Raw genomic sequence first — 22,372 nt, 5'->3', positions numbered from 1 at the left:
ATAATACCAATTAAAAAATCTGAAAGTCTTATGAAGTTTTATTGCTTCTTGCAATTCACAAAGAATAATCTGGTTTTTACTTACTTATTTTACTTTAATAAAGTATTATTTTTTTGTTCCAAAACTCCATACACTATTAAAAACTGTGCCGATGCATAGGTAACCATGATCCATACATTCTCTAAGGGTATAGGTTTATAAAACATAGCAAAAGCCAAAAGACTATCAGACAACATAAAAAACAATGATCCCAGAAAGACCAAAAGATAACTTACTCGAGAAACATCCCTTCCTCTAAAATATGCTGTATTAGACATTAATAAGATTACAACCATATACATTATTACTGGAATTAGCATATTCCCAAGACCAGGATATAACAAATAAAGCAGACTCATCCCATAAAGAACAGTTAACAAAAGAAAGAAGCCTACTTTCTTTTTATTATCTCGTTTTCTAAGGAAAATCAAAATATACATCACGTGAGCCAACAAAAACATAATCAGACCTGCGATGAAAAAAAATTGAGATCGATCAACAAATAATAGCAGAATATCCCCAGCCAAAGAAAATATCAATGCTAAAATCATTAATCTAAAGGTCAACACATTTAGCCCTTTTCTCTGTAGCAAAAAAAAGGTAATCAATGCCCCCAGAATTGAAGGTTTTGTATAATATCTTAAATGCGCATACAGTTCATTACTACTACAAACCATATCACAAGCCACAATAACAACATAAATCAAAACAAACACTACAACTCCAGAATTAAGTATTTTTTTATTCATTTTGAGCATGATTTAATCAACTTTCCGAAAGCACATGAAGTTCGATAATTTCGATTTTAGTATTAGAAGTCTCTATAATTTTAATCTTAAAAGAATCTATCACTACTTCATCTCCTTCTTTTGGGATTTCTTCTGTATGATTTACTATCATCCCTCCCAGAGTTTCGTATGTTTCATCTTCAGGAAGATCCAGTTTGTATGATTCATTAATATGATCTACCTCTATTCGAGCAGAAAATCGATATTGATTTTCTGATAGTTGTTCTTCCATAAGGGCTCCAGAATCGTGTTCATCTTCAATTTCACCAAAAAGCTCCTCTACAATATCCTCTACGGTTATAATCCCACTAGTGCCGCCATATTCATCGATAACCACTGCAATACTTTTACGCTTTTTGGTTAATTGATTAAGCACATCTTTTACAAACATGGTTTCTGGAACAAAAATTACAGGAAGAAGAATTGCTCTTAGGGATTTAGGTTTTTTGAATAATTCAAAGGAATGCACATACCCTATAATATCATCAACAGTATTATTATAAACTATAATTTTAGACAACCCTGTGTCTATAAACAGTTTACTTACTTCTTCTATAGATTGCGATTTTTCTACACCTACTATCTCTGTTCTGGGAATCATTACTTCACGTGATTTTACATCCGAAAAGTCCAAAGCATTTTGAAAAATCTGAATTTCGCTATCAATTTCATCGTCTTCTTCAACGGTCTCCATTTGTTCACTAATATAATCGCCAAGTTCTGTTTTGCTAAATGCTAGTTGAATTTGGTCACCATCTGTTTTTAAGAATTTTTTTAGCACAAAATCTGACACCCATATTACAAATGAGGAAATGGGTGAAAACAGAATATAGAAGACATACGCCGGAAAAGAAAACGCCTTAAGTAATATATTAGAATAAATTTGAAAAAAAACCTTTGGTAAAAACTCTGCCGTTATCAAAATAACTAATGTAGAGATAATGGTTTGCGTTAAAAGGTTTAGATCTGCAAAAAGGTAATCCCAAAACCCAAAACCTGTAGGTACTAAAGATTGAAACAACCTCATCAACATCTCTCCCATATAAAACCCATAAATCACTAATGCTATATTATTACCAACAAGCATTGTAGCTATGAATTTGGAAGGTTTTTTTGTTAATCGAGAAAGGACATTAGAAATAAATCCTCCTTGTTTTTTCTCAATCTCAATATAGATTTTATTGGAAGAAACATAGGCTATTTCCATTCCTGAAAAAAAGGCTGAAAGAATTAAGGAAAATATAATAACAAGGACATCTAATTCCATGAATTAGTCTTTGTTATTAGCTTCAAAACGTTTCCGGAAATTTCTTTTAAAGAAAAACATAAAAACAGCTACTACAGCAAAAAACAGGTAAAGCATACTTCTTCCTCCTTCTTTTCCCCACTCTATATACGCTTCGTAGATAAAAAAACACATTATAGCCAGATAGGCATACTCAAAAAATCTAAATACTTTCATCATAGTACTGGATTACTCCTCTATAAACATTACTCCGTCATTAATTCGTGAATTCAAGATAGTAAAATCTTGATTAGCATCAAAACCATCAGCTTCATTAATTGTACCATCAGGCAGATAACTTTTATAGGGCTGATCTGTAAATATCCAATTAATCTTCTGATCCCAATATAGTTGCTTTGCCTGCAAATGTGTACTATCTGCAGTTTGAATATCCACATTTCCTCTCATATCTATTATACCCGTACTCTGATAAGAAATTGCGTAGTCAGAAGTCACTACACTTACTTTTCCTTCTTTATCAATAATATCTAATACGATCCCCTCTGGAAACTCATGATAAGCGAAAGATTTGTTTGAAAAATCCAATACTTTTGGTGTTTTAAGCACTGCCGTGAGCCTTCCGGAATCTGTGTATTTTAGATTTATTTCATAGGCTTCTGCAATAGGTGCGTCCTCAGAAATTGAATATCCTTGATCCTTTTTTATTACAGATTGGCATGAAAAAAACATTGTCACAGCAAATGCCGTGACAATGTTTACTAATATTTTATGTTTTTTTTTATTCTGCATTATAGTTTTGGCACTCTAACAGTCTCACCAATCCAACATCCTATGCTTACAGATTTTTTACCTGGATTGTTAAAAATATCTGTCTTTGAAGGAGCTTTTGCTTTATAATTAGCTGCAAATTTAGACGCTGTTGATCGTAAACTAGGATCTACTTTTCCTGCTCTTCTTGCATAATTCTCAGCCAACCAATATACTGCTCTTTTACTAAACACATCCTCTCCACAACTATTCGCACTACTAGCTATCATTGATGCTATTCTTAGGTAACAAACTCCCATTGATGGTTTTTGAGCAAGTGCTTTTCTGTAATATGATCTAGCCTTCCCTTTACTTCCTTGTTTTTTCATTATTTCACCAATCTTGAAATACACCTTAGCTTTATCACTTGCTTTGGTTTCTAACTCTGCAGATTGATTAAAATATTTAAGTGCAGTAGTTGTTTTTTTGTCTTTTAATGCTAAGATCCCTAAATAATAAGCTGACTTAGAAGAAGGCTCTGCCTTGTGTAATGACTCTACTAACTTAAAGAATAATGGATCATCTGTACATTCTTTTGAAGACATTCTTCCTGCTGCGCTCTTTAACCAAGCAACATCTGCTTTTTTAGCATCAAATTGCCCATTATATAAAGGAATCAAGTTTTTACAATCAGCAAGTTCTCCTAGTTTCTGATTAATACCAGCTTTTACTTTACTAAAAGCAGTTAAATTTATACCAGAGTTCTTAAGCTTTCTTTTCTCTTTAGACGTTAAGACAGTTCCTGCTTCTTCCTTTTCAGTAAGAGTTGCAATCTTCTTTGCCAATCTACTCTCTTCATTTTCGATCTTCTCAGTAATATCATCATATAGATCAAAAACTCCTTGAAGTTCTTTTTTACCTTCTCCATGCAAGTCTACAAAAAGAGAAAAGTAAGTATATAATTTCTTTGGTCTTTTAAAATTACCTTTATCTTCTGTATAAGCTTTGTCAAATTCTGCAAACTGACTTTCTAAGTTGCCTATTTTATTATCATACATTAGCTGACCTATATCAGAATGCATATCTCCTAATTTTGTTTTACCTGGAAAATATTGAAAACGCTCTTTCCACAAGGTAATTATATCATTTGCCAGAGCTACTTTAGCTGCTCCTGTTGCCTTTTTATATTTATCCACTAATAATTTTTGCCCAAACTGATATGTTGCCACACTATATGTAGGACATTCTTTTCTTACTTTCCATAATGGCTCTTCTGCAGAGGCATAATTTTTTACTTTAGCGTGCTCATAAGCAATAGAAGCCGTAGTTGCGCAATCTGTAGCCTGAGCACTAATGTTTGTAGTACTTAAAACCAACCCTGTTGCTATCGTAAATAAAACTTTAGTATTCATAGCTGTAGTAATTATTGTATTTAATTAAATTTTATTTTTCTAAACCATTTATCATTTAATGATAAACTCACTGACACATTAAAGAATTCTTCTTTAACTAACCCAAAATCCGTTGTTCCTCGTTGACCATACTCAAAACCTATATTAGCATTAGAGAATAATCTTCCAACTGGTAATCCTACTCCAAAAGACATGCCAAACTCATCAATCGAATTACCATTAACGTTTAAACCAGTCTCTTCATAGCGAAATCCAGCTCTATACACCACTCTACTAAAATAGCTTGTTAGGGAATTATATTTAGGAATATAATACCCTCCTAGTTTATATTTTGAACCTTCTTCGTATTTAACATCATCCTGTGTAGATATTATATTGATAAATTTTCCAGAATCCATATATACATACTCCCCACCTACAAACCATTTTCTAGGTTTACCAATTCCTGTTCCGAACTTAAATTCTGCCGGAAGATCTATTTCCTGATCTTCTACCTTCACATCTTGTCTTTCAATCACTGCTTCTTGCCCACTATCGCTTATCACTACAGTTGCAAGTTCTCTAGTACTATCTGTTTCTAATCCGAAAGAAGGTTTTGATACAACAGAAGCAGACAACTCCAAACTTTCTGAAATCATAGTTTTAAAATTCACACCAAAAGACATACTAAAAGATGATAAATCCGAACTAGTGACTTCTCTAGTATCGAACTGAACATCAGGTCTTCTTAATATTGTTTTATTCTCAATGTTTCCAAAGTTATAATTTAAATCCAAACCTATACTCAGATTCTTGTTAAGTTTAACTCCTGCCGCCAGAAAAACCTTATTTAATCCTCCACTACCATCAAATCGGAGTTCTCTTCCATCAGCATCTATACTATTAAGCTCATACCCTACAGAGGTAAGAGGAATAATCCCAAAGCCAAAGCCAAACTTACCTGCCGGAATACCTACTGCTAAATAATCTAATGAAGCATTATCACCAGATGATGATTCATTTGCATTACTAATTTTAAAATTGCGATACGATGTACCTACGGTATAAGCCGTAAGAGCAAGCTCACCATAAGCTGCAGGATTTTGAAGATTCAAATGAATACTATCTGAAATCACACTCAATCCCCCCATCGATCTATTTTCTACCGTTCCTTTAAACTTCGGTATTCCTATTCCATAAAATGAATAAGGAGAAGAAGTCCCTTCCTGAGCGTAAGATGTAATGGCAAAATGTGCCAATATGATCACTAAAATCTTTTTTATCATTTATTATTATTAAAAGCTAAAATGTAGTTTAATCCCTCCAACAAAAAATTAGAAGTCGCAAATATGCCATTTTTTAATCTTTTAGACAAAAAATGTGCATCTCCACCGGTTAAAATAACTGTTAAATCAGGGTAAATGTTGCAATATTCTTCAATTACTCCATTAATTTCATGCAAAATTCCAAAAACTACACCCGAATGTATGGCGTCTTTTGTTGTTTTTCCTACATGATTTCTTGGGGTTGTTAACTGTAATAGAGGTAGTTTTGCTGTGAAATCGTGCAAACTTTGATATCTTAATCGTATTCCTGGTGATATTGCCCCTCCAAGATACTCTTCTTCTTTATTTTTAAAATCATAGGTCACACAGGTTCCAGCATCTATAATCAAAACATCTTTGTTTGAGAACTGATTTACTGCTCCAGCAACTAGCGCCAATCTATCAATTCCAAGTGTTTCTGGTGTTTCATATAAATTCTTAAATGGCATTTTTACCAGATGATCCAATACAAGTGTATTAAAATTGATTTTAACGTATTGAACAAACTCATCATTCAAATATGATACCGAAGAAATTATAGCATTTGCAACCAAGGGATACTCTTTTTTAACTTTTTCTATCTCCTCTTTAAAATTATCTTGATCAATTCTATTTTGATATATAATTTTTGACAGCTCGAAAACCCCAATCTTTGTGTATGTATTCCCTACGTCAATTACAAGATTCATCCCTTATATTTATATCTTACAAACATACAAAACGATTTTTTTAATTTTTTCTTTTGTGGATTAAAAAAAGCGTTCTATATTTGCATCCGCTTACAACAAGGTGCCTTAGCTCAGTTGGTAGAGCAAAGGACTGAAAATCCTTGTGTCCCTGGTTCGATTCCTGGAGGCACCACCTTAAAAGCCCAAACAAATTGTTTGGGCTTTTTGTTTTTTAAAACTCTTCAATTCAATCAATTATACTTATTACAAAAGCTTTTATTCTAAATTAACACATCATAATCTACAAAAATAGTAGTCCAGAGCTTAAATAGATCTCAATAAAAAAAACCTCGCAAGTATCTACTCACAAGGTTTTTCCATCATAAAAACATCAATTCTCAAATTATGAAATGCTTATCCTCCATAATTTTTTTCAATCCCACTTCTTAGTTTTTGAAGTCCTTTATTTCTTTTACAATTTCTTTGGTTGTAAAAACATGACTAGCGATCATATGAAAATTCACTACTGCAGCTTCATAGGCATTCATCTCAGGCAAAATTGCTCCAGCTGTTGCATCTTTTACTATAGCTACATCGAAACCAGACTCTATCAAATCTCTCATATGAGATTCTGTACATAGGTTTGCAGACATCCCTGCCAATACTACTTTACTATAACCGTGCTTGCGTAGTTGTAATGCCAAATCATTGGATTCTGGTCCATATACTTTATGCGGACTTGTTACAATAACATTGTCTTTCTTAATATACTTTTTATATCTATCTAACCAATCTGCACCCGAATCTTCAAATCCTTCAAGAGACAATGCATCTTTTCTATCAAACATGTTGATCTTATGCATCAGCGCTTCTAACGCTCCTTCTATTTTCCAAGTATGATCATGGGGATAATAATAGTGAGGGGATACAAAAACAGCAATATTCTTTTTATCGGCTACCTTAAACAACGCTTCTAGATTATCGACGGTATTATTTGCCGTGACACTTTCTCCTACAACTCCCCATGCCACTCCATTAGGGCTTAAAAAATCATTTTGCGGATCTGTAATTACGATCGCTGTATTTTCATCTACAACAAATCCTGGATCTGGTAACTGTGCGCTCACAGTTGTTAATCCTGATATCATTAAAACTAGTGTTATTAGTAAGTTTTTCATTGTCTTTTTTTTTATGTTAATACTTAATTTGACAATGCAAAGATGGTGTAGAGAACCTGGGTTTAGTTAGGTAAGTATTCCCGAAGTGTTGGCATTTTTTCCTATCTCATGTTTTCTTTGAATTCTGATGGAGAAACACCTTCTTGTTTTTTAAAAAATCGACTAAAAGCCTGAATATCCTCATACCCTACTTCGTATGCTATTTCCTTTATTTGCATATCGGTATAGTACAATAGTCTCCTTGCCTCTAGCATTATTCGATCTTGTATATATTGAGAAGGGGTTTTTGAACCTATTTTTGAAAAAACATTAGACAATGTTTTGGGAGATTTATGTAATAATTCTGCATATTCTGCTACACTATGTTTTGCCTTAAAATGTTGTTCTACCAAAAAATTAAACTCTCTTATGATATCAGAATCTGCTTTACTGCTTGGATAATTTTCTTGCAATTTGTACACTCTGGCACATAAGATCAAATATCTTTTTAACATCATTTGAAGCATTTCTATCTGCAGACTATCATTAGATTGCATCTCTATGGTAAACATTTTCCATAGTGTTTCAAATATATCAATCTCTTCTTGCGGTATTTTAATAACGGGTAATTGTGATGCACCAAAAAACAAAATCCCTTTACAACCGATTTCGGTATCATGATCAAGAATACAATAAAAAGGTCTATTAAATCTCAAAAACCTAGCTTGTTTTATATCCTCTATAACAACATTATGAAATTCTGTAAGAAATACGATTTGGTTTCTAGAAAAGATTTGCTTCTTTCCATCAATAATGAGTTCGTTACAATCTGATTCAAACCACAAAACCGTCAAACTACTATCAACAACTTCTTTTAGTATTTCACCATTATTTTTATTGACAGTTTCTAAGCGTAAGTACTCTTTAACATTTCCTAAAAAAATCATACTTCAAAAACGGGTTATATTCATACCAATGATCAACTATACACCTTTTTGGTTTTTTTAGTGAATAAATATATCCACAATATGCGGGCATATTTATAGTTGGTAGTACTTAATAGGATTGCACTAATGGCTAGGATGATAAAAAAGTGCATGGGTTTTACTATAAAAAAACTACTTATCAAATAAATAACAATTCCTTCTGCTACCGTTAGACCATAACTCACATACATTGCTCCATAAAAATACCCAGGCTCTATCATAAACTTATGATTACAACTAGGACACTTTTCGTTCATTTTAGGCAATCCAAATTTTAGCCCACTACTTTCTTTGACAAAAATATCTCCTTCTTCACACTTTGAACATTTTCCCTTTAGAATACTTATCAGCTTTCTCATAAAAGTAACAGTTTTGATACAAAAATAAGTATAGAAAGGTATTTGTCTGTTTTATTATTTACACCTTTATTTGTATAATAAAGACTTTTTGATCGTATTGATATGAATCTTCCTATTCTAGATATTACACAATTTCACAACACAGGAAATATTGAAAGTTTTTATGCTAATGATTTTGCTACTCATATATCAAACAATAAGCATATAATATCACATCCTCATAAGCATAACTTCTACCTCTCTGTTTTGTTTACAAAAGGTACTGGAATACATGAAATAGATTTTGAATCTTATCACATTAAACCAGGAAGTGTTTTTCTTTTAAGACCAGGACAAACACATTTCTGGAAATTCACTACAAAAGGAGAAGGGTACATTTTTTTTCATTCTAAAGAATTTTATGAGGCTACCCATCAGAATAAAAACCTTAATATATTTCCATTCTTTTTCTCCAATCAAAATTCTCCTTGTATCTATCTGAATAAAAAAACCATGGGTCTCGTAGAACCTCTTTTTAGTGCAATTTTAAAAGAGTCTTACTCCAAAGCAATACTCAAAAAGCAAAAGCTAATCAACCTTATCGATTTGATATATATAGAGTTATCGCGTCTTATTGTACAAGATAATTTTGAAGATTTGATAAGTTCAAAAAATCAAAGTATGAAATTATATAAGTTTGAGCAGTTAGTAGAAGAAAAATACAAAACACAGAAATCTGCTATTGCCTATGCTAAAGATATGAATCTGAGTGTAAAACATTTAAATCGGATATGCCAAAAAACCATAGGAAAAACAACCACAGATGTCATTCTTGAAAGGGTCATCTTAGAAGCCAAAAGGTTAATCTTGTATTCAGATAACAATTTGACAGAAATTGCCTGGGATCTTGGATATAATGACTACTCTCATTTTTCGAAGCTGTTTAAGCAAAAAAGTAAAATATCTCCATCTCAATTTCAAAAAGTGTATCTAAAAAAAGAATAATTTGACAGAAAGCTGTGATTAATTTAAATCTCCCTATATCGCAATAGCCGTAATGCATTAATAACTACAAGTAAAGTCGATCCTTCATGAATTGCCACAGCTCCACCAATACTAGCCAGACCCAATAGGGTGGTTGGTATTAAAAAAGCTACAATTCCTAAACTTATCCAAAGGTTCTGCTTGATTATAGACTTAGATTTTCTACTTAATCCTATTACAAAAGGAAGGCTCTCTATTTTATCAGACATCAATGCAATATCTGCCGTTTCTAGAGCTACATCACTTCCGGCTACTCCCATCGCAATGCCGACTGTACTATTTGCCATTGCCGGGGCATCATTTACACCATCACCAACCATTGCTATTTTAGAATATTCTTGTTTTAATATCTGGACTGCCAACACCTTATCCTCTGGTAATAAATTACCCTTGACTTCTGTAAGCCCTATTTGTTTGGCAATCGAATCTCCAACATTTTGATGATCACCAGTGAGCATTATCATTTTTTCAATACCAATATTTTTTAAACGCTTTAGTGTATTTTTAGCAGCTTCTCTAGGTACATCCATTACACTTAACATGCCTACTAATTTATTATTAAAGGCTACTAACATCACTGTATGCCCATCTTGCAATAATTCATTTACCTGTGAGGTAATTTCTTGAGAAATAACAATGTTCTGGCTTCTCATTAGCTCTTCATTTCCAATATAAACATCTCCATTGTCATACCTTGCTTTAATTCCTTTTCCCTGGATCGCTTGTATCTCTGAAGCTAAATTATTTCCTTTAATATCATATTGAGTTTTAATATCTTTTGAAATTGCTTTGGCCAGAGGATGATTACTTAAGCTCTCTACATCTAACACCATTGATAAAAAAGCTTTTTTATCAAACCCATCTAGTGTAAAAGCATTTGTTAACCTTGGTTTTCCTTCGGTTAGGGTTCCTGTTTTATCAAAAGCAATTGTGGTTAGGCTACCTAAATCTTCTAAAGGACGACCACCTTTTATAAGCACTCCCCTTTTTGCGGCTCTGGCAATACCACTTAGCACTGCACTTGGTGTTGAAATAGCCAAAGCACATGGACTAGCAGATACTAACACACTTATTGCTCTATACAGACTTTCTTTTGGTGTTTCATCAATCGCTAAATATGCAAAACACAAGGTTATTACCAAAACAACAACTGTGGGGACAAACCATTTTTCAAATTTTTTAGTCAATAGCTGTGTCGGTGATTTTTGAGTTTCTACCTCATTCACCATCCTAATGAGTCTCGAAATTGTAGAATCTTTATTCAATTTCAGAACTTGTACTTCAATTATATTATCTCCATTTAGAGTTCCTGTAAAGACAACATTATTTTCACTAATATCATTAAAATCAGGAAGATCAACAGTACTGGAGATTGCATTTTTATCTACCGGAATACTTTCTCCTGTTATTGCAGCCTGATTAACACTACTACTTCCTTTTATAACAACTCCATCTGCCGAAATCTTAGCATTTGGTTTAACCACAATGATATCATTAAGCTTTAGATCTTCTATAGGAATTTCAACAATATCTTTCTCTTTTTTTACTAAAGCCATTTTTGGTGATAGTTCGCCCAATGCTTCAATAGATTTTTTAGCCTTATTCATGGCATAACTTTCTAGAGCATGCCCCAAACTAAATAAGAAAAGTAAAAGAGCTCCTTCTCCCCAACTACCAATATATGCAGCACCAATGGCAGCTACGATCATCAGGAAGTCGATCTCGAACTCACCTTTTCTAATTTTGCCAATTGCTTCAAGAATTGTATAATATCCCCCAAAGAAATAAGCAATTATAAAATTTGTTAGCGGTACCCACTCTGATAAACTGGTAAACTTCTCAATAAATAATCCGATAAAAAAGAAGACACCGCTTAGTATCGCAAAATAAAGTTCTGTTTTTTCGCCAAAAACACCATCATGATCGTGATTGTGTCCATGGTCATGCGAATGCTTATGTTTCATCCTAATTCGTTTGTTTTGATATCACAAAGATACCCAGAACAATATTGCAATGTATATGCATTATATATTACACTGATCACAAATTCCTTTAACCAACATATTAATATCTTCGGGAATAAAGTTATCTGGCAAACTAATCTGTGGGATTTGATAATCCGTCAAACAAACCGTCTCATTACACTTGGTACAATGAAAATGCAAATGCAAATCATTATGCTTCTCTAAGTAATGCTCGTGTTGACATAACGCATATTTAGGAATCCCGGTACCATCATCAATTTGATGTACGACTCCTTTTTCTTCAAAAGTTTTTAAGGTTCTATACAAAGTTGTTCGATCAGATTTTTCAAAGTAATTTTCTACAACTGTTAGACTTACTGCCGAAGTTATTGACTTTATAAACTGATACACCAACATACGCATAGCCGTTGGTCTAATATTATGTTGCTGTAATTGCTCTTCTATTTTTTTCATATTGATTAATGCGAATGTTCTGCTTCGCTTTTTTTCATTTCGGCCATTAAATAATAAGCTCCGCTATGCGCAATTAAAACATTCTCTTCAATTTCTTCTTTAAAATCAAAAGCTGTATATCCAGCACTAGTATTTTTTACAATAACCTCTTTAGGCACAAATCCCCATGTCCCATTATTTGTTTTTTTGGCTACAAACACATAAAAGGCTTCTCCTTCTTGAAAAACAGCATCTTCTGGCAATGCTTGTTCTAAATTGTTTTCTGTGATAATTCTCGCACTTACATACATTCCCGGGATTAGATTTTTGTCTTTATTTTCTATTTCTGCATGTACGTGCAGCGCTTTTGGACCTTCTTCAAAAGATTTCCCTACAGAATAGATTTTTGCCGTTAATTCTGTATCCTGCAATGCCTCTATATTAAAGATAACCATCTGCCCATTTTTCACCTTACTAATATCTTTTTCAAAAACCATCAAATCTGCATGGATATGTTCTGTATTTACAATTTCAAACATCGGTGTTTGTGGTTGTACGTATTGACCAGATTTCACCTGTACTTTTTCTATATACCCATCTATTGGGCTTCGTATAGGTGCTGTTTGTATAATATTACCTTCTCTTACATTTTGTGGAGATATTCCTAATAACCTCAGCTGACTTTCATACCCTTTGGTTAACCCTTTAACGCTCGAAAATGATGATTCTGCTTGCTGATAATCACGTCCTGATCCCACTCCTTCATCATACATTTTCTTTTGTCGATTATAATCTTGTTCTAAAAATGTAAGCTTATTATAGGTTTGCAAATAATTGGTTTGCATGGTTATAATATCGGGATGACTAATGTATGCCAGAATTTCTCCTTTACCCACTTTATCTCCTTCAATAGCCTTGATACTGCTCATATTTGCTCCCAAAATACTTGTTACTACGGCTTCGTTTTGTGGAGGCACACCTAGCTCTCCATTTACCTCGATAAAACCGCTCATATTACGTTTAGAAATAGTATCTATTTTAATATTTAACACATCTACTTGTTTCTGGGTTAGAGTTAGTTCTTCTCCATGTCCATGTTCATCTTCAGTTTTTCCTGAGTTTTGTTCTGTAGCCCCATGATCATCATTAATATCACTTGAAGATTTTTCTTTTCCTGATGTATTACTGCAGCTTGTTAATGTTACTAAAGTGATAAAAACTACTGCTATATATAAATTGATCTTTGTCATTTTTTACTGTTTTGAAGTTAAGAAATATGCTAATTGTATCTTATTACTTAAATAATCCTGAAGCATTTTCCATGTATTTATTTCTAACTGAATAGCATCTTTCATATTTTGAAGAAAAGCAATATAATCCATAGCACCTTCTTTATATGATAAGGTCGCCCCATTGCGTTGCTCTCTGGCTAGAGGCAAGGCTTCATTTTTATAATACATCCAACTTTTTTGTGATTGCTTATACTTTGTAGCAATGGCACCAAATGAGCTTTTTAGCTGGGTTTCTTTAGCTATATTTTCCTGCTCAATAATTTGTGCATTAATTTTTAACGCCTTGGCTTTTCCTCTGGTTTTATTAAAAATTAATGGAATTTGCACTCCTATCTGATAACTATTAAACCCTGATTGATCGCCAACTTTCTGAAACCCATATTGTGCAGATAATTTTGGCAGAAATTGTGAACTTGCTACTTTATGTTTTGCTTGTGCAATTTCTTGTTGTGTATGCCAATATGTTAATAAAGGGTGATTTTCTATACCTTCATAGACTAATATATCATCCTCAAAAGTATTAATATCTATTGCAGCAACATCATACTTCTTATCATCTTGCAACCATTGGTTTAATTCTTGCAAAGCCATTTGATAAGCCACATATGCCTGCTCTTTTTGCAAACTTATTAATTTTCCCCGATTAGCGGTTACACTGTATTCTAGTTTAGAAATCGCTTCCGTTTCATATCTTACATCAATTGCTTTGTTCAATCCCGAAAATACTTCATCTATTTCTGTATATGATTCATATATTCGTTTTACGGTATAGGCTTTAACCCACGCTGTTTGCACTTTTCGTTTTAGATCCAGCATACTAAGTTCGATATTGGTTTCGGCTAATTTGATATTCTCCTTTGCTAATTTATTTTTTGGAGCAATTCCGAAAACATCTATATTATTTTGCCCAATCCCGATGGTGGTATAAGCTGCATCATCACTATTGTTACCTATTTCTTCTCCGGCAGTAAAGAGTCTGGTTGTCCCCAAATCCCAGGCAGTCGTTTTTAAGACCTTTTCTTTTTCGACAGAAAGTTTAGCAACTTTAAGCGAAGGGTAATTTTCTATTGCTATGGCAACGGCTTCCTCCATAGAAACAGAAGATTGTTGCGCGCGTGTTACTCCAAAACATAGTAGCAATACTATTGTTGCTTTAGTAGCATTTGGTTGTATCACTTTCATTTTTTTTGGCTTATAGTTTTCTATCCATCTGTATAATACAGGGATAACAAACAATGTTAACAAAGTAGCCGTTAATAGCCCACCAATTACAACAGTTGCCAAAGGGCGTTGCACTTCGGCTCCAGAAGATGTTGATAGTGCCATGGGCAAAAACCCTAGCATATCGGTTAAAGCTGTCAATAAAATAGGACGAATACGTCTTCTGGTTCCTATTCTAATACGCTCATTAACATCGGTAACACCTTCTTCTTTGAGCTCATTAAATCCACTAACCAACACAAGCCCATTTAATACTGCCACACCAAATAATACGATAAATCCAACACCTGCAGAGATACTAAAAGGCATATCCCGAAGCATTAAAGAAAAAATTCCTCCAATGGTTGCCAACGGAATCGCCATATAGATCATTAACGTTTGCTTAATGGATTTTAATGCAAAAAAGATGAGAATAAATATCAGTCCCAAAGCAATTGGCACCACCGTTTTTAGTTTACTGGTAGCACGCTCTAGATTCTCAAAAGCGCCTCCATAACGAATATAATATCCTGATGGTAGTTTTACATTAGCTTCAATTTTTTGCTGGATTTCTTCTACCAATGATTTAATATCCCGTCCTCTTACATTAATCCCTACATATACACGTCTATTTGTATTATCACGACTTATTTGCATTGGTCCTGGTTTGTAACTTATCTCTGCTACTTCTTTTAATGGAATTTGTGCGCCATTAGGTAGTGTAACATATAAGTTCTTTACATTACTTACATCCTGGCGTAATTCTTCTTTAAGACGAACGACCAAATCAAAGCGTTTTTCGCCTTCAAAAATAGTACCGGCAACACCTCCTGCAAAAGCGGTTTCTATTAAGCTATTCAGCTCATTTATTTGTAAGCCATATTGTGCAATTTTGCTTCTATTATATTGAATCGTTATTTGTGGTTGCCCAGAAGTAGCTTCTACTTTCATATCTGCCACCCCATCTACCGTGGCAATTGCCTTTCCCATTTCTTCTGCTTTTTGTGTCAAAATAGTTAAATCTTCGCCATATAGTTTTACTGCAATATCTTCACGTACGCCAGTAATAAGCTCATTAAATCGCATTTCTATAGGCTGCGTGAATTCATAATTTACTCCAGGTATTTGCTCTATTTTTTCTTTTATTTTGTCTATCAATTCTTCTTTTGATGTGGCACTTGTCCATTCAGAAATGGGTTTTAAGATCACAAAAACATCAGCAATATCCATCGGCATTGGATCTGTTGGTACATCAGCCACCCCTATCCTACTAATAACATCTTTAACTTCAGGAAAACCATCTTTTACAATTTTCTCTATTCTGGTAGTAGTTGCTATTGTTTCAGACAATGAGCTTCCTGGTTTTAAAATAGCGTGAAAAGCTAAGTCTCCTTCATCCAGCTGGGGGATAAATTCACCTCCCATTTTAGTAAAAGCGACTATTGAAACGGCTAGTAATATGATAGCAGAAATGATAACTACTTTTCCTCTTTTTAAAGCTTTTAGTAATCCATTTTGATACTTGTCTTCTAACCAGAGTACTATACTATCTCCCCAATACCTTTTTTCTGTTTTTGGAACTCTCAAAAATAAAGAAGTAACCATAGGCACATAAGTCAAACAGAGTATCATTGCTCCTAACATCGCAAAACTAAACGTCAATGCCATTGGGATAAACATTTTGCCTTCTACTCCCTCTAACGCCAGGATAGGGAAGAAAACTATCAAAATAATAAATTGCCCAAAAAAAGCGGTGTTCATCATTTTTGAAGAAGCATTTTTGGTTACTTCATCTCTTGTTTTGGCAGTAATGCTTTCTCCTTTTTTCATTCGTTGATACAAGAGAAATACAGTACTTTCTACAATGATTACGGCTCCATCTACTATAATCCCAAAATCAATCGCACCCAAACTCATAAGGTTTGCCCAGACATCAAAAATGTTCATTAAAATAAAGGCAAATAGCAATGACAAAGGAATTGTTGATGCTACCACCAGACCTCCCCGCCAATTTCCCAGAAAAAATACAAGAATAAAAATGACAATAAGTGCGCCTTCAACCAGGTTTTTTGTTACGGTAGAAGTTGTACTGGCTATTAATTTACTTCTATCCAAAAATGGTTTTATAACAACTCCTTCTGGTAATGATTTTTGGATCTCATCTATTCTCTTGGTAACACTTTTAATAACTGCATTTGTACTAGCTCCTTTTAGCATTAATATCATTCCTCCGACTGCTTCACCTTCGCCATTTTTGGTTAGAGCTCCATAACGCGTAGCATTTCCAAATTTTACAATACCAATATCTTTAATAAGAATAGGAACACCTCCTCTATTGGCAACGACAATATTTTTAATATCATCTAGTGATCTCGCCAGACCTTCTCCTCTAATAAAATTGGCTTGGTGGTTTTTTTCAATATAGGCTCCCCCGGTATTTTGGTTATTATTTTCTAAAGCTTTATATACATCATTAATAGTTAAATTAATGGCCTTGAGCTCATTTGGATCAATAGAAACCTCATATTGTTTTGCGCTTCCACCAAAGGCATTTACTTCGACAACACCCGGAACCATTGCCATTTGCCTGCGAATAATCCAATCCTGAATAGTTCGTAATTGGGTTGCGTCATATTCATTTTTAAACTCCGGAGTAACCTCCAGCGTATATTGATAAATTTCTCCTAATCCTGTGGAGATTGGTCCCATAAAAGGTTCGCCAAAACCTTTGGGAATATTTGATTTAATTTCGTTTAATTTTTCGGCTACTAATTGTCGTGGTAAATACGTATCTAAATCATCGCTAAAAACAATGGTGACAACCGATAAGCCAAAACGAGAAATAGATCGAATCTCTGTTACTTCTGGCAAGTTGGCAACGGCGACCTCTACCGGATACGTAACAAATTGTTCTATATCTTCTGTCCCCAGGTTAGGTGCCTGGGTAATAATTTGTACTTGATTATTAGTAATATCAGGAACTGCATCTACCGGTACTTTTTTGATGCTATATATTCCTGCAACAATTAATGCAAGCGTAAACAATCCAATAACAAATTTGTTATTGATTGAAAACTCAATAAGTCTATTAATCATAGAATAAAGTTTAATTCAATTTAAAACATTTTGCCCTTTGGCAGGACCAAAAAAGGCATAGGTATCCCTGAAAAAAAAGAATTAAACCCTCGGAGGATGTAGAATAGAATAATTTACCTCTTGCTTAGAACTAACTAATCGAGCATTAGGTGATTTTGATATTTCAAGTAAAATAATTTCATAAGGGTATAGACCAATATCTACCACATTCACATGACAACATTGGCAAGAACAGAAAGGAGAGCATAAATCCTCACCATGATTATCACTATCCTGCTCTGAAAAATGCCCGATTTGATCTGCATCAGAATCATAATTCACTACAGCATCTTCACACGGTGCAAAGGAAAGCCCCAAGAAGTAAATAGATAATATGGTCACAAAAAATTTCACATTACAAAGGTAAAGAATAATTAATGCAATAGGAGTGCAAAACTAATTTGTTTGATATCCCAAAGTTATTTAAGCTTTTTCGATTTGCTAAAAACTTGTGGTCTTCGGTCCTGTTTTTGTTTTTTTTTCTTTTCGTAACCAAAAAAGCATACTCCTCATAAAACATAAAAAAACAGCTACAAGCTCACACCTGTAACTGTTTCTTATCTATATGTCTCACTCTTATCGCTCACTCATAATCGCCACTAGAAAAATTCTAGCGGGAGCAGCACTCTTGCGGTAGCGAGGGGAGCAGCGCAAACTAGCACTAGCACATACTATACCCGAGCGGGGGTTATTATCAAAAGCATTATAGGTTGATAAAGAAAAGTGAGTTACAGGATCAACACGATTCCATCTGGGATATGGATTAAAAAAATCCACAACATTACTGCTGTGGATTTTATCATTTATTTACTCCTACCGCTCACTCATACACGGTACTAGTTGCAAACTAGCACTAGCACATACTATGCCCGAGCGGGGCAGCGCAAACTAGCACTAGCACATACTATGCCCGAGCGGAGTTAAAAGTTGTCTCATCCTAAAAAAAAGTTTTCAGCACCTTTTTTTACCACCTCATCTACAATATCTCTAAAAAAAAGAACATCCCTTAGTATCATCTATCTGTCTGCTATGGCTAAAGTAATAATTTACACTATAGCTGTATTACAGAATACTGTATTTGTTAAGTATTCCTGTTTCTAAAACCAGCCGCATACCCCCTTTGACTACGCTCAGGGCATCGCAAAACTATCTTTAACAATTGGATTAGCTTTTTTGTAGCCAAAAAACATACTCCTCATAAAACAAAAAACAGCTACAAGCTCACGCCTGTAACTGTTTCTTATCTATATATCTCACTCTTAACGATTACTCATCATCGCCACTAGTTTTGGAAACTAGCGGGAGTATCACTCTTGCGGCAGCGAGGGAATATCACGAACTAAAGGAGTAATCTTGAAATAATTCTCAGGAGAAGTTTCTTCTTCCAAACTCCAATAATTGAGTAGCTCTTTAAAAAGGTTTATGTTAGATTGAACCAAAAGAACTATTTCAGTCCAAATTTCATTTTTATCAATACCACATTCATTTAAAAAGTCATCATAAGATGCAAATATGAGAGACATTAAAGCTTTCTTCTCATCTAATGATAACATTGTATTCTTGTAGAAAAATACAAATTCATTTACTCGTTGAGAGTCTGCTAATTCTATATCCCAATCTTGTTCGACACCAGTATACGGCAAAGATAATTTCTTATTAATGGACTCTATTGCTTCTTTTTTTAAAATCATATTAGTATAATTTATATTCCTGGAATTAATGGGTAAGCGGTTTTAACTCCATTACCGCTAGGGACAAGACGAATATGCGTAGCGGGTTTAAAAGTCCCATTAGGCATTATCACACGTGCAGGAAATCTTTTTGGAAGAGGTATAGTCACAGCGCCATTTGCTGTCTTTTCCAAATTATTTAGAATAAACTGTGCTGCTTTCTGATTATTCAAGAACTGACCCTGAACTTGTCCCGAACCTTTTGCTCTGTTAATTATAAAATTAGTAGCGTCTTCTCCATGATTTTTGAATGTATGCCCAAAACGAGCTTTTGTAAGTTGAATACTACCCCTAGTAGAGCCAGTTCTTAAAAATGCAGCTCCAATAGTTCTTAAAGAGGCTAATATAAATATTGGAGAATCAAAATCCATAGCGGTGATATTCCCCATTTCTTGGTAAGATTCTCCTCCGTAATAGTTATAGGCTTGCACAGCCCAGCCTACCATAGCTAAATGCATATCTTCTGTGAAACCAAAATTATTTAAGGTTTCAAAGGAGGTGTTTCCTCGACCTATAGCCCTAATGGTCGTTCTGAACAATTCAAAATAATCACTTTCAGAATACCACCCAGCTTCTTCTCCTAAACCTCCTGCATGATAATATTTAGTTTCTGAACCTAAAGGACCATCAACTCCCAATTGAGGTCCAGGAAACAGTTTTTTTTGCCCTTCTCTACAATCATCACAATTAGAACGAATTCCAAATGATGCTAATGCTTCAAGAACATTATTCCCATAGCTAGTAATCTCGCTTTGATTAACATGCCTGTTATTATCATGTAGTCCGGAAGAAGCCATTGAGGCATAGTCACCTCTTAGATGTCCTGCCTCTCTTTCGGATAGTACGAGTTTTCCATTATGATATTGACCATCAGATACAGCATACCCGCTGTTCCCTCCACTAGGATCAGCAAAGACAATCGGGTTATTATCAAACGCATTATAGGTTGATAAAGAAAAGTGAGTTACAGGATCAAGACGATTCCATCTAGCTATGGTAGGATCGTAGGAACGTAATGGCATTTCATACCAATTAAGCCCCAGTCCTTCTTCTAGCTCTGTATTGTTGTATTTGTAATTATGTTTTCTGCCCGTTATGGCAGTATTGTATCCTTTTTGTTGTAATCCAAAGGGGTAGTAGTTATTCTCCTCTACGATCTCATCATTGGTGATGGTACCACTGTTGTCGCGGTCTGTGTAGGACAGTCGAACGTTTCCTAAATGGTCTGTGTATACACCAAAAAAAAGTTTTCGGTACCCTTTTTTTGCTACCTTATCTACAATATCTCTAAAAAAAAGAACGTCCCTACTATCATCTATCCTTATACTCAGCTAAAATAATAATTTACATTGTAGCTGCATTACAGGATTCTGTATTTATTAGTACTCCTGCTTCTAAAGCCAGCCGCATGACCCCAAGCTATCTTTACATAATTGATAGTTATACCCGCACTTCCTTACAGTCAGGGACTATAACGCAATTATATAAAATAGCCGCGCACCTACTGCTACCATTGAAGATTTTGAAGATGTCTGGTTTAGGAGGTTTTAACGCCCTTTAGGTAGTTCCGAACGGGTTTTAGGTCGTAGCAAGACCCCCGATAGGGTGTTCAGACACCCCCTATAGGTCGTTATTAACGGGCTATTGGTCGTCTGGAACACCCTGTAACCCGTAGGATAACGCCCTTTTGATCATTATTTACTGCCTGTAGGTAGTATATCGACGGTCTATTACCCGTTGTGGGGTCATTCAATCGCCATTAAGGCTAATATTTTAATAAAAAGTGGAAGACCTATCACATCAGCCACCGCATTCCACTTTCTATTAAAATAGTTATGACATTATCTGGTTGTGTTAATGCTAAAATTATCATCACGATAATGATGCTATATTGCCACCATTTCCAGTTAGGAAGTTTTATTTTGATTTCTTTAATATGTATCATAGTAAATGAGGTTTATTTCTGATTCAAACTTCGGATTCTTATAGTTATGAAAAAAGGACAATGATTTGTTTTGCAAACAACGGATATTCAGCTGTTTGTATAATTCCGTTTTTTGTATAAACACTTAATGTTGATTGATTAACATTACCGTCTTATTAAAAGATATAAAATATAAAAACATGATTACCAATATCTTGAAGTTATTTTTGTTTATTAATAAGTTTATTTGCTTTGTGTTTTTTCACTGGACAAATCGGTACAAAAATCTGGACAAAAGCGTGCAGATAATTATGAATAAATTAACAATCTATCGTTTTTTTGAGCAAGAGTAAGTAACGATTGATCTTGAAGCTGAAGAGCGCAACGGCTGAAGTTGTTGTGCTTCAACTTCAAGATTAATCCTAGCCCAGTGGCGATTGAACGAAGCTGCGTTGCACGCAAAAACAAAGGCGTAGCCATAGCGAAGGGGGAGCAACCGACGCACAAAAGGAGTCCCGTAGGGCGATTGTGCGCCAGACGATTTTTTATGACATTACTTTAACAATAATAACTTCCATAAAAAAATTGGCTAGGTTGCGACTTAGCGGCGGAGCCCATGTAGTAGCGGTTGTACCCAATTAATTAACTGCCGTAGGCTATCCTTATTGGGCTTGGGTGCAAGAGTAGCTACGGGTGATAGAGGAACAGAACAAGGCTATTTGTTTGTAGCGAAGACTACCGACCGAAGGCGAGGGAGTCGCAGCGGTATGGAACAAGTGCTTTTTTCTGCACTTGTGGAATAACAAAAAATAGCTTGTGGCGTGACGAAGGAACTCCTTATTGCAGCTTATGGGCAAAACGCCTTTTCGGCGGTGCGCTCATAATAACTCGCCGACCGTAGGGAGACACCTGGCTATTTATCTAGACAACAAAAAACCCGAACGT

The 22,372-nt window shown here is 34.5% G+C and carries 18 protein-coding genes and 1 tRNA gene; 2 read left to right on the top strand and 17 right to left on the bottom strand.

Annotated elements, in window-relative coordinates; all coding sequences use genetic code 11:
* Window positions 1–89: 89 nt before the first annotated feature.
* From C1X07_RS21035 to C1X07_RS21005, 7 genes are read right to left on the bottom strand one after another with little or no spacing between them, the layout of a single operon-like run.
* Window positions 90–788, bottom strand: a complete 699-nt coding sequence (locus C1X07_RS21035) for a lysoplasmalogenase (RefSeq protein WP_164914216.1) — start codon at window positions 786–788, stop codon at window positions 90–92.
* Window positions 789–804: 16 nt separating this feature from the next.
* A complete protein-coding gene (locus C1X07_RS21030) occupies window positions 805–2,094 on the bottom strand; it encodes a hemolysin family protein (protein WP_103072019.1) in 1,290 nt (429 codons plus the stop codon).
* A 3-nt stretch (window positions 2,095–2,097) separates the two neighbouring features.
* Window positions 2,098–2,292, bottom strand: coding sequence for a hypothetical protein (locus C1X07_RS21025; protein ID WP_317046141.1), 195 nt, complete (start codon window positions 2,290–2,292; stop codon window positions 2,098–2,100).
* 9 nt (window positions 2,293–2,301) lie between these two features.
* Window positions 2,302–2,862, bottom strand: a complete 561-nt coding sequence (gene lptC, locus C1X07_RS21020) for an LPS export ABC transporter periplasmic protein LptC (protein ID WP_103072017.1) — start codon at window positions 2,860–2,862, stop codon at window positions 2,302–2,304.
* Window positions 2,862–4,232, bottom strand: coding sequence for a tetratricopeptide repeat protein (locus C1X07_RS21015; RefSeq protein WP_103072016.1), 1,371 nt, complete (start codon window positions 4,230–4,232; stop codon window positions 2,862–2,864). Before C1X07_RS21015 ends, lptC begins: the two co-directional genes overlap by 1 nt.
* 20 nt (window positions 4,233–4,252) lie before the next feature.
* Window positions 4,253–5,497 carry a hypothetical protein gene (locus tag C1X07_RS21010; RefSeq protein ID WP_103072015.1) on the bottom strand — a complete coding sequence of 415 codons (1,245 nt, stop codon included), beginning with the start codon at window positions 5,495–5,497 and terminating at the stop codon, window positions 4,253–4,255.
* Window positions 5,494–6,225 carry a type III pantothenate kinase gene (locus C1X07_RS21005; protein ID WP_103072014.1) on the bottom strand — a complete coding sequence of 244 codons (732 nt, stop codon included), beginning with the start codon at window positions 6,223–6,225 and terminating at the stop codon, window positions 5,494–5,496. Before C1X07_RS21005 ends, C1X07_RS21010 begins: the two co-directional genes overlap by 4 nt.
* A gap of 99 nt (window positions 6,226–6,324) precedes the next feature.
* Here C1X07_RS21005 and C1X07_RS21000 point away from each other — a divergent pair.
* A tRNA-Phe gene (locus tag C1X07_RS21000) sits at window positions 6,325–6,397 on the top strand.
* 253 nt (window positions 6,398–6,650) lie between these two features.
* On the opposite strand, the gene C1X07_RS20995 is transcribed toward C1X07_RS21000, so the two are convergent.
* The 3 genes from C1X07_RS20995 to C1X07_RS20985 form a co-directional block, all read right to left on the bottom strand.
* Window positions 6,651–7,382 (bottom strand): cysteine hydrolase family protein, encoded by a 732-nt coding sequence (locus C1X07_RS20995; protein WP_103072013.1) that lies wholly within the window; start codon window positions 7,380–7,382, stop codon window positions 6,651–6,653.
* Window positions 7,383–7,483: 101 nt separating this feature from the next.
* Complete coding sequence (locus tag C1X07_RS20990; protein ID WP_103072012.1) at window positions 7,484–8,308, bottom strand: helix-turn-helix domain-containing protein; 825 nt, start codon at window positions 8,306–8,308, stop codon at window positions 7,484–7,486.
* A gap of 32 nt (window positions 8,309–8,340) precedes the next feature.
* Window positions 8,341–8,706 carry a DUF983 domain-containing protein gene (locus C1X07_RS20985; protein ID WP_103072011.1) on the bottom strand — a complete coding sequence of 122 codons (366 nt, stop codon included), beginning with the start codon at window positions 8,704–8,706 and terminating at the stop codon, window positions 8,341–8,343.
* 102 nt (window positions 8,707–8,808) lie between these two features.
* Between C1X07_RS20985 and C1X07_RS20980 the strand changes: the two genes are divergently transcribed.
* A complete protein-coding gene (locus C1X07_RS20980; RefSeq protein ID WP_103072010.1) occupies window positions 8,809–9,690 on the top strand; it encodes an AraC family transcriptional regulator in 882 nt (293 codons plus the stop codon).
* A gap of 23 nt (window positions 9,691–9,713) precedes the next feature.
* Here the strand turns inward: C1X07_RS20980 and C1X07_RS20975 are convergent, their stop codons facing one another.
* The 7 genes from C1X07_RS20975 to C1X07_RS20945 all read right to left on the bottom strand — a co-directional run bounded on the left by C1X07_RS20975 (window position 9,714) and on the right by C1X07_RS20945 (window position 20,600).
* Window positions 9,714–11,693: a heavy metal translocating P-type ATPase gene (locus tag C1X07_RS20975; RefSeq protein ID WP_103072009.1), complete on the bottom strand. Its 1,980-nt coding sequence runs from the start codon at window positions 11,691–11,693 to the stop codon at window positions 9,714–9,716.
* 60 nt (window positions 11,694–11,753) lie between these two features.
* Window positions 11,754–12,167 (bottom strand): Fur family transcriptional regulator, encoded by a 414-nt coding sequence (locus C1X07_RS20970; RefSeq protein ID WP_103072008.1) that lies wholly within the window; start codon window positions 12,165–12,167, stop codon window positions 11,754–11,756.
* 5 nt (window positions 12,168–12,172) lie between these two features.
* Entirely contained in the window at window positions 12,173–13,396 is a 1,224-nt protein-coding gene (locus C1X07_RS20965) for an efflux RND transporter periplasmic adaptor subunit (RefSeq protein WP_103072007.1), read from the bottom strand.
* Between the two features lie 3 nt (window positions 13,397–13,399).
* Complete coding sequence (locus tag C1X07_RS20960; protein ID WP_103072006.1) at window positions 13,400–17,734, bottom strand: CusA/CzcA family heavy metal efflux RND transporter; 4,335 nt, start codon at window positions 17,732–17,734, stop codon at window positions 13,400–13,402.
* Window positions 17,735–17,815: 81 nt separating this feature from the next.
* Complete coding sequence (locus C1X07_RS20955) at window positions 17,816–18,127, bottom strand: DUF6660 family protein (RefSeq protein ID WP_128755347.1); 312 nt, start codon at window positions 18,125–18,127, stop codon at window positions 17,816–17,818.
* Window positions 18,128–19,080: 953 nt separating this feature from the next.
* The gene (locus tag C1X07_RS20950; protein WP_103072004.1) at window positions 19,081–19,464 is read right to left on the bottom strand and encodes a hypothetical protein; all 384 of its coding nucleotides are present in this window, start codon (window positions 19,462–19,464) and stop codon (window positions 19,081–19,083) included.
* An 11-nt stretch (window positions 19,465–19,475) separates the two neighbouring features.
* Window positions 19,476–20,600: an RHS repeat-associated core domain-containing protein gene (locus C1X07_RS20945; RefSeq protein ID WP_241507310.1), complete on the bottom strand. Its 1,125-nt coding sequence runs from the start codon at window positions 20,598–20,600 to the stop codon at window positions 19,476–19,478.
* Between the last annotated feature and the right edge of the window lie 1,772 nt (window positions 20,601–22,372).

Origin of the sequence: Aquimarina sediminis (assembly GCF_002895435.1) — a bacterium.
Taxonomy (GTDB): domain Bacteria; phylum Bacteroidota; class Bacteroidia; order Flavobacteriales; family Flavobacteriaceae; genus Aquimarina; species Aquimarina sediminis.
This window is presented reverse-complemented; position numbering and strand designations above follow the sequence as displayed.